At 59.7% G+C, this 8,519-nt stretch carries 9 protein-coding genes; 7 read left to right on the forward strand and 2 right to left on the reverse strand.

The window, feature by feature from the left end; genetic code table 11:
• The first annotated feature begins 113 nt into the window (after nt 1-113).
• The 4 genes from DDF70_RS25460 to DDF70_RS25475 are packed head-to-tail and all read left to right on the forward strand — an operon-like array spanning nt 114 to nt 4,689.
• Complete coding sequence (locus DDF70_RS25460) at nt 114-1,247, forward strand: CBASS cGAMP-activated phospholipase (RefSeq protein WP_114947569.1); 1,134 nt, start codon at nt 114-116, stop codon at nt 1,245-1,247.
• Nucleotides 1,248-1,269: 22 nt separating this feature from the next.
• Nucleotides 1,270-2,340, forward strand: a complete 1,071-nt coding sequence (locus DDF70_RS25465; RefSeq protein ID WP_114947575.1) for a cyclic GMP-AMP synthase DncV-like nucleotidyltransferase — start codon at nt 1,270-1,272, stop codon at nt 2,338-2,340.
• Nucleotides 2,333-4,165: a ThiF family adenylyltransferase gene (locus DDF70_RS25470; RefSeq protein WP_114947570.1), complete on the forward strand. Its 1,833-nt coding sequence runs from the start codon at nt 2,333-2,335 to the stop codon at nt 4,163-4,165. Before DDF70_RS25465 ends, DDF70_RS25470 begins: the two co-directional genes overlap by 8 nt.
• A complete protein-coding gene (locus tag DDF70_RS25475) occupies nt 4,162-4,689 on the forward strand; it encodes a Mov34/MPN/PAD-1 family protein (protein ID WP_114947571.1) in 528 nt (175 codons plus the stop codon). Before DDF70_RS25470 ends, DDF70_RS25475 begins: the two co-directional genes overlap by 4 nt.
• A gap of 32 nt (nt 4,690-4,721) precedes the next feature.
• Here DDF70_RS25475 and DDF70_RS36925 read toward each other — a convergent pair whose 3' ends face one another.
• The gene (locus DDF70_RS36925) at nt 4,722-5,327 is read right to left on the reverse strand and encodes a Cap15 family cyclic dinucleotide receptor domain-containing protein (protein WP_162820657.1); all 606 of its coding nucleotides are present in this window, start codon (nt 5,325-5,327) and stop codon (nt 4,722-4,724) included.
• A gap of 11 nt (nt 5,328-5,338) precedes the next feature.
• Here DDF70_RS36925 and DDF70_RS36930 point away from each other — a divergent pair, with 11 nt between their 5' ends.
• The 3 genes from DDF70_RS36930 to DDF70_RS25485 all read left to right on the forward strand — a co-directional run bounded on the left by DDF70_RS36930 (nt 5,339) and on the right by DDF70_RS25485 (nt 7,281).
• Complete coding sequence (locus DDF70_RS36930) at nt 5,339-5,809, forward strand: hypothetical protein (RefSeq protein ID WP_162820658.1); 471 nt, start codon at nt 5,339-5,341, stop codon at nt 5,807-5,809.
• A gap of 161 nt (nt 5,810-5,970) precedes the next feature.
• Complete coding sequence (locus DDF70_RS25480; protein ID WP_114947572.1) at nt 5,971-6,366, forward strand: helix-turn-helix domain-containing protein; 396 nt, start codon at nt 5,971-5,973, stop codon at nt 6,364-6,366.
• A 205-nt stretch (nt 6,367-6,571) separates the two neighbouring features.
• A protein-coding gene (locus DDF70_RS25485) for an IS5 family transposase (RefSeq protein ID WP_205772475.1) occupies nt 6,572-7,281 on the forward strand; the annotation gives its coding sequence in 2 pieces (ribosomal slippage) (nt 6,572-6,851 and nt 6,851-7,281; 711 coding nt in all).
• Between the two features lie 150 nt (nt 7,282-7,431).
• On the opposite strand, the gene DDF70_RS25490 is transcribed toward DDF70_RS25485, so the two are convergent.
• On the reverse strand, nt 7,432-8,487 hold the full coding sequence (locus tag DDF70_RS25490; protein WP_114947574.1) for an IS110 family RNA-guided transposase: 1,056 nt from the start codon (nt 8,485-8,487) through the stop codon (nt 7,432-7,434).
• Nucleotides 8,488-8,519 lie beyond the last annotated feature (32 nt).

Here is an 8,519-nt window from a genome sequence, read left to right on the forward strand (position 1 = left end):
TGACGCATCGTGAAACCGGATGCATATAGTTTGTATGCCTACCTCGCCCTGGCGTCAATCAACGGCTCTGCGCACGAGGGACGGTTATTCACCGATTGCTTGGACTTGTGTGTATGCCCGACCCCAAACCCTTTCGTGTATTGAGTCTTGATGGTGGTGGCATGCGCGGCACCTACACGGCCGCTTACCTCGCAAAAATCTCAGAAACCTTTGCGCGCCGTCGGGGCCTCGATGGGATTGATGTGGGCGGGGCGTTCGACCTAATCGTCGGGACGAGCACCGGCGGAATCATTGCGTGTGCGCTTGCGGCGGGGGTGCCGTTGCGAGACCTTGTTACGCTTTACAGGAAATACGGGCCCTCAATTTTTCCCCGGCAACTGCCCGAAGGTCTCGGCATCGGCTTGGTCCAGGACATTCGTAAACGGCCTCAGGACATAGCTGCTGGCACCGAGGCTCTGAGGAAAGCGCTTCATGAGCGACTTGGGGACGTCAGGATCGGAGACGTCTGGCAGGAGAGAAAGATCGCGTTGGCCATCACTGCTGTGGAAATGAGCCAGCACCGCAGCTGGGTGTTCAAGACCCCGCATCTCCCGAACTCGAGCCACCGCGACGACAGGTACAAGCTCGTTGACGTGTGCCTAGCGACGAGCGCCGCGCCTGTCTATCGTTCACTCGCACTCCTGCCGCACCCGGACGGCCCCACGGTGGACGGTTACAACGTCTTTGTCGACGGAGGGCTCTGGGCCAACAACCCTGTCTTGGTTGGCCTGATTGATGCTCTTGAAATGACAGAACCGGGTCAGGAGATCCAAATCCTGTGTATGGGCACGTGCCCACGACCGGCTGGGGAGCAGATCGCACAGGACGAACTCCACCGCGGTCTGCCGGATTGGAAGTTTGGCGGTCTGGCAGCCAGCCTTTCCGTGGATGCTCAGGAATTCGCTTACGACAACATGGCGCGGATGCTCGCCAAGCATTTCGACCGCCGCTGCGAGATAATTCGCTTCCCAGGCGACAAAGTTCCCGCGGCCTTGGTTCCGCATCTTGAGCTCGATAATACCACCAAAGCTGCATTCGATGCTCTGATCAATCAGGCACGCACGGACGCCGACATGACGAACAGCAAGTGCGGCGATCCCACAAGTCGCGAAGGGCGCATTATCTGTTCGGTGTTTGACGATGCGCCGGCCATGGCCAAGCGCCCGATGAGCAATCTCCCTGTCACGCTGCAGCGTGATGCATCTTGAGTCTGCGTACGAGGAGTTTCTGATGTTTGATTGCGCGAAAGACATTCTTGCCCACCATGACGAAGCCGTGACGCTGCCGCAGGCGGATCGCACCCAGATGCGAGACCGGCGCAATGCAAACCGAGACCGGCTGAAGAAGGGGTTGAAGGATGCCGGCAAGCCCGCGCCTCTGGAGTTCAAGTCCCAAGGTTCCTATGCCATGAAGACCATGGTGCAACATCCGGAGCGTGATTATGACATCGACGATGGCGTGTATTTCGCCAAAGAGGACTTAGTCGGGGAACGCGGCGCGGAGATGTCATCGCTCCAGGCTCGGCAAATGGTCCGGAACGCACTTGACGATGGCAGCTTCAAGCAAGCACCCGAGGTGCGAAGTAACTGTGTGCGCGTGTACTATGAGGCTGGGTACCATGTAGATGTACCCGTGTATCGGCGCGTCACGACAAAAGACATCTTCGGCAATGAAATCTTCCACTACGAACTTGCCGCGAGCTCTGGCTGGAAGCGATCGGATGCGCGCAACGTCACGGTTTGGTTCGAGAGGGAGAACAATGCACAATCCCCAGATGTCTCCAACGGACGTCAGCTTCGACGCACAGTCCGACAGATCAAGAAGTTTGCCCGCAGCCGCGACAGCTGGAGCGGTCAAATCCTGAGTGGCTTCGGCATCACGAAGCTCGTGACGGAATGCTACCGTGCCGACCAGTCGCGCGAAGATCGTGCACTCTACGATACAATGAAGGCCATTCGCGACCGGCTGATATGGAACTTAAATATCCAGCATCCGGTCACGCCCAATGAGACCATCACGAGTGGGAATGAAGACCCCAAGGCTCGCTTCTTGCGCGAGAAGTTGACGGAAGCCATCAACAACCTCGCTCCACTCTTCGAAGTAGATTGTACGCGCGAAAAGGCGCTGAAGTGTTGGGACAAGGTGTTCGCGACCACGTTCTTCATGGATCGTTACGAGCGCGAGGCCAAAGCGGCAGCTTCTGTGACAGGCCCCGCCATTCTTACATCCGGCCTTCTCATCAGCCAAGAAGCGGTAGCGCGTGACGCCGTTCGTAAGGAGGGTGGGGGGCGGCATGCTTGATCGACTGGTCCGGTCTCGTCAGTGGCAGGCCGCCGCTGATGCGGTCGAAGCCAGACTCGCCAGCATAACTGGCCGCGTGCCCGAGAGGCTGGATGAGCACGCGCTTGCGGAGTATCGCAACAAACGTCCCTTTGTCGGTGGATGGCGCCTTGAGGTGACCTTTCTGGATGGCATCATGCGCCGAATGGACGTGGCTGTCGGGTCGTTTTTCCCCGAAATCTCACCCCGAATTGTTCTTGTCGATCATCCGCCATCTTTGACATGGCCGCATGTCGAGAGTGATGGTGTTCTCTGCCTATTGCCGAATGAGGCCGAGTGCGATCCGACTGATCCGGCAGGAGTCACGATCAATCTCCTCGCGAAGGGCTGCAGACTCGTCGAAGAACTAATCCAAGGCGACATTGTCGCACGTGATTTCAGGGAGGAGTTTCTCACCTACTGGGCGTACGACATCAACTTCCCGCACGCCTGCCTTCATAGTCTCCTTGAAGTCCACGGACCGACGCGCGCCGTACGACTGTTCCGTGGCGAACGGTTCAACGTTCTGGCCGAGACCGATGCGGCCTTGTCTGCTTGGACCCACAACCGCTTTCCAACTCGCGGGCCAGTACGCTTGCGCACGGAGGGGGCGGCTTTCCTTTGGTTGGAGGAGCCGCTCCTGCCTTCCGCCTATCCACGCTCGGCAGCCGATCTGCGGTCCCTCGCAAGGGAGTGCGGCGACGGTGCGGCGGAGATCCTCGACGCAATCGCAGCCAAGCTTCCTAATCAGATTGTGACTGTCCTCGGTGCTGAAGGCCGGCATGGCCCTGGCCTTGTAGCAGTTACAGTCCCGAGGCCAGGATTGACGAGCGTGGGTTGGAGGCGGCGGTCAGACCTGCTCACACGCGGTTTCCGACCCGGAAAGGTACCACCAACTGTTGCAGCGTCACGATACTTCGCAGAGGAGCCAGTCCTGCGCTCCGGCATCTTTCGTGCCGATCCGCCATGGATCCATGGCCGGGGGCAGGATCCGCGGAGCGAGCGGCTGCTCGCTTCCACCGTGACAGTCATTGGTTGCGGTTCAGTTGGCGCGCCAGTTGCCGTTTCACTAGCCCAGGCGGGTGTCGGACGACTGAACTTCGTGGACTCCGATGATCTCGCCTGGGCTAACGTTGGCCGGCACCCGCTCGGAGCCGGTTCGGTAGGTAAAAACAAAGCGGTGGAGCTGGCCGCCCGATTGCGGGCCGATTATCCCCATCTCAGGATCGACGGTCACAACACACTGGCGCAGGCGCTTGTCATTGATGGGGAGCATATCGGCGATGCCGATCTAGTCGTTTGCGCAACAGGAAGTTGGGCCGCGGACAGCGCGCTCGACAACTGGCACATTTCAGCTGGCCGTTCGAAGCCCGTCGTCTATGCATGGACTGAGGCTCATGCATGCGCCGGCCACGCTGTTGCCATCGCTGGCACGGGGGGCTGTCTGCACTGCGGCATTGGTCGCACGGGCGTTCCGCGTTTCCAAATAACCGCTTGGCCAGATGAGGGAGCCGGAGCCAAGGAGGAGCCAGCCTGCGGCGTCCATTATCAACCGTATGGACCAGTCGAGCTTGGGTACATAAACAACATGGTGGCTGAGCTTGCCATCGATATCTTGCTCGGCAGGGTAGGAGTCTCGACCCATCGGGTCTGGTGCGGACGGCGATCGTACATGGAGAGTGTTGGCGGACGCTGGAGCAAGGAGTGGGAGCCGAAAGCGCGCCTTTATCCGGAGGGCGGCCTCATAGACGAGTGGCCTTGGCATCCAGATGGGTGCGAGTACTGTCGCCCAGCGGAGACCACATGATTGCATATCCTATCGGGCGCTCGGGGCAGAACCTTGTTTTATCCGATAAAGTTCTGTCGCACTTTAGGCATCGGCGCCAGCTCAGGTGGTACCAGCGGGAAGCTGGAGGTCAGTTGTTTGCCCGTGTTGAGTCGGGACAGATTTTGGTTGAAGAAGCGACTGGGCCACGATGGACCGATCGGCGCACGCGCCACACGTACATGCCCGACCGGCGAGCTGAGCAGCGCGAGATCCTCCGTCGGCATCGGCAAGGTTTGCACTTCGTTGGGGACTGGCATACCCACGCCGAGCGCGTGCCTGTACCATCGCCGCTCGATCTCGAGAGCATGACCGACGCCTTCCGTCGATCTACCCACGCTCTCAACGCCTTTGTTCTCATCATCGTCGGACAGGCAGATCCGCCAGAGGGCCTTCACGTATTGGTTTGCGATGCTTCAGGAGGCTACAAGCTGCGGCCATTGGGTGAGCCGCTATCCGAGTTGCATCCGCCTACCCCATACAAGCCTGTCCGAAGAATTTTATAGAGCTTACTCTGCCAATTTGGGTATTTCTGATCTTAACGCCAGATCTTCCACCAAGACGTGACCACGTTGCGTTTCAAGTGGAGCGTGCCTCGGCGATGAGTGTCTGTAAAGTAATCGCCTTGAAGCTCAGGCTTTGTCACCCAGACAACTCGGAGAACGGCTATCCCTCGGTAACGCTCACCAGCTCCAGGGCAACCTTCCTTTCGCTCATTCAAGTAGACATAGTAAAGGCGATAGCGGTCAAAATCTGGATTCCGGTCTGCATGCACAACAAGTGTCCAAGAGGTTGATTCATCGCTATCAAGGAGTAGCTTCAGGCCAAACAATGTATGCTTGATCTCGAGGGACACGTCACGTTGGTCCGGACCATTTTGACCTTCAAACCGAACAGTGCCGGACCATTTTCCGCCGAGATAAGGGAAAATGAAGAGCTGGACCGCTGGAATCCAGCGCCAGCCCATGAAACAGGTAATGACCAAGGCTGAAGCCATGGTCGAAGACCAGCGGATAAGACCTGTTGCGTCACGGAGAGTATCGCCACCACCGACCCAGCCTGCATACCCAGCAAGGAGAACGGAGAGACCAACGAGAACAGAGAAAACAAGCAGAATCAGGCGAATGGGGAGGAGATGGAGCATGGAACCAGTTTATGAGCACCAGCACGGGATCTGTAAATCACATGGATGACATAGACTCCGCATTTGTTCACCTTTTTGCGCTCCAGTTGGGAGTATCACCGCTGATCTTCTGCCTCTTCACTGGAATAACACCACCACCTCACTGCGCGCCTATGAAGCGTCACCCCGAGCCGAACACGGGAATGCCACTTGATCATCGTTTCTCCGAAAGTCTTTTGAGAGCGCTTGAGCTTAATCCAGCCATTCACGATGGCGCGGTGATGGTACGCCGCGTGCGAGCGGAGGATCAATACGCCATTTATGGTTGGTCCTATAGGCTATTTCCTCCTCAATCTAGTGCTGAGGAGGAGCCGAACCGGGGCTCTGCATTCAACAGCTGCCTTGCGATGTCTAGTCAAGTCTTGGTTGACTGCCTCTATGTCGTTTATACCAATGCATTAGTGCGTTTTGAACGAGGTCAAGCACAAACCCTGATAGGATAGCATCTGATCCAACCCACCTATTCTGGCATCACTCGTTTACTTAACTCGTGACGTCTAGGAAGACTCAAATCGCGGAGCTAGAGCACCGGACTGGAAATTCGACTCTTCGGGTTTTAGGCTGGCGCGATCTGTGATTCACTCTCTGGAACGGGAGGTGGATCATGGGTCACTGCTATTCTCTCGATCTGCGGGTGCGGGTGGCCGACTTTGTCGAGGCGGGCCATACCTGCCGGGCGGCCGCCGAGCGCTTTGACGTCAGCGAGAGCTTCGCCATCAAGCTGGTGCGGCGCACGCGGAACACCGGCTCGCCGGCGCCGGCCCGTCAGGGCCGTCCGCCCGGGGGCGGCAAGCTGGTGCCCTATGAGAGCTTCCTGATCCAGACCGTCGAGGCAAGACCGGCCATCACCATGCCCGAACTGGCGGCTCGGCTGCTGGACGAGCACGGGATCGTGGCGGCTCCCGCGATGCTCTCGCGCTTCCTGTGCCGGCGCGGCTTCAGTTATAAAAAATCTATGGACCGGCCGTGCGTTGCAAGAGGGCTGTTTCAGATTGGATGAGGGACGGTTCGCATCAATCTATCCGGCCTCTGGATGGAGCCTGAGCTCCGGGCCATCATGGGAATCCGCGCGCACCGGGCCTGCTTAGAGCGCGTTGACATTCAGGATTCCCGCGGGCTCGCAACTCTGATTCAAGCTCCTTTTGGGAGCGGAGGTTCGGGTGAGCGGAGTGCGTCTGATTTTGAAAGATCACCAATGGGATCGGATGGAGCCGCATCTGCCGGGCAAACGCATGGATCCCGGCAGAACGGCGGTCGATAGCCGGTTGTTCGTGGAAGCCGTGCTCTGGTTAGCCCGAACAGGGTCGCCGTGGCGAGATCTGCCGGACCTCTTCGGCAACTGGAACAGCGCCTTTGTTCGGTTCTCGCGCTGGTCCAAGAGCGGCGTCTGGGATCGGCTGTTTGCCGCCATGGCCGATGAGCCCGACTTCGAATACATCATGATCGACGCAACCATTGTCCGGGCGCACCAGCATGCGGCAGGCAAAAAGGGGGGTGTGAGGCTCGTGCGATCGGACGCTCCCGCGGCGGGCTGACCACCAAGATCCATGCCGTCGTCGATGCTTTGGGCAATCCGCTCCGCTTCATCCTGACGCCGGGACAAGCGAGCGATATCACTCAGGCTGAAGCCTTGATCGCTGATCTTCCCGCCGACCATGTCCTGGGGGACAAGGGCTACGATGCCAAGCCATTGCGCGAGGCCATCGAGAGCCAGGATGCCGTGCCGGTCATCCCGCCCAGGGCAACATCGCCGCAAGTTGCCTGCGACTATGCCCTTTATTGCGAGCGCAACCTCGTCGAGCGCTTCTTCCTGAAAATCAAGCACTTCAGACGCATCGCCACCCGCTACGAACAGACCCCGCGGGCGTTCATGTCACTCCTTTGCCTCGTCAGCGCATTCATTTGGACCAAGTGAATGTCAACGCGCTCTAGTCCCGAGACCTCGGAGGCCATTTTTTTAATCAGGTTTCCGATGCGCCGGGCAACCGTTCATCCATCCTGTCACATCCTTCTCGCGAACCGCGGCGGGAACTCTATCCTCGAACTGTCGGCCGTCTGAGCAGGCTCAGGCCGTCCGTGCGGCAAACTCCGGATCGTAACCGTTCGCGTGGGACAGCACGCTCCAGGCGATGCGCGCGAGCTTGTTAGCCAAGGCGGCCGCCAGCACATTCCGGTGCAGCCGGGCCCGTGCCGCGGCCAACCAGCGGCCGAAGCCGTGCCCATGCCAGTGGCCCGGGTGTTGCAGGAGAACTTGGGCGCCGCTGACAAACAGCGTGCGCAAGTAGCGGTTCCCGCGCTTCGACAGGCCACCCAGGATGGTGCGGCCGCCGGTCGAGATCTGCTTGGGCACGAGACCGAGCCAGGCGGCAAAATCGCGGCCTTTGGTAAACGCCGCTCCGGTGCCAATCGCCGCCACCATGGCGCTGGCGGTGATCACGCCGACGCCCGGGATCCCCATCAGCCGCTGGCAGCCCCCCTCCTGACGGGCCAGAGCCGTGATGTCCCCGGTGATCGCGTCAATGCGCTCATCCAACCGGTGCCAGTCTCCCGCCAGATCCTCGATCAGGTGGATCATGCGCGGCGAGAGCACGTCCGTGCGGTGGGACAGCAGAGTGGGCAGAGCCTCTCGTAAACCGGCAAGTCCCTGCCTCACCGGGATGCCGCACTCGAGCAGGAAGCCGCGGATCTGGTTGATCACCGCCGTGCGCTGCCCGACCAGGCGGCTGCGCACCCGGTGCAGGGCTTGCAAGTCGAGTTGCTCGGCCGACTTCAGCGGCACCGGGCGCATGGTTGGACGTTGCGCCGCCTCGGCGATGGCCTCGGCATCGCGATAGTCGTTCTTGTGCCCTTTGAGAAACGGTTTGACGTACTGGGCCGGCAGCAGACGGACATCATGGCCGAGGGCGGCGAGCTGACGCCCGACGTGATGAGCCCCGGCACAGGCCTCCATGCCGATCAGGCAGACCGGCACATTGGCCAGGCAGGGCAACAGCTGCCCGCGCGAGACTTTGCGGCGCAGCACGATCCTGCCGCGGGCATCCATGCCGATCAGGTGGAAGGTGGTATTGCCCAGGTCGATGCCGATGGTGGCGATGGTCTCAGCTGTGGTCTGCTGTGTCATGACAGGGCTCCTTCGCTGCGGGACAATCCCGT

The sequence above is a fragment of the Microvirga calopogonii genome (genome assembly GCF_003347665.1).
GTDB classification, from domain to species: Bacteria; Pseudomonadota; Alphaproteobacteria; order Rhizobiales; family Beijerinckiaceae; genus Microvirga; species Microvirga calopogonii.

What these genes read in the sequence shown, in the direction of transcription:
- DDF70_RS25490 (WP_114947574.1), bottom strand. Translation starts at nt 8,487, where the DNA reads ATGACACAGCAGACCACAGCTGAGACCATCGCCACCATCGGCATCGAC.
- DDF70_RS25460 (WP_114947569.1), top strand. Translation starts at nt 114, where the DNA reads ATGCCCGACCCCAAACCCTTTCGTGTATTGAGTCTTGATGGTGGTGGC.
- DDF70_RS36930 (WP_162820658.1), top strand. Translation starts at nt 5,339, where the DNA reads ATGAGCACCAGCACGGGATCTGTAAATCACATGGATGACATAGACTCC.
- DDF70_RS25480 (WP_114947572.1), top strand. Translation starts at nt 5,971, where the DNA reads ATGGGTCACTGCTATTCTCTCGATCTGCGGGTGCGGGTGGCCGACTTT.
- DDF70_RS25470 (WP_114947570.1), top strand. Translation starts at nt 2,333, where the DNA reads ATGCTTGATCGACTGGTCCGGTCTCGTCAGTGGCAGGCCGCCGCTGAT.
- DDF70_RS25475 (WP_114947571.1), top strand. Translation starts at nt 4,162, where the DNA reads ATGATTGCATATCCTATCGGGCGCTCGGGGCAGAACCTTGTTTTATCC.
- DDF70_RS36925 (WP_162820657.1), bottom strand. Translation starts at nt 5,327, where the DNA reads ATGCTCCATCTCCTCCCCATTCGCCTGATTCTGCTTGTTTTCTCTGTT.
- DDF70_RS25465 (WP_114947575.1), top strand. Translation starts at nt 1,270, where the DNA reads ATGTTTGATTGCGCGAAAGACATTCTTGCCCACCATGACGAAGCCGTG.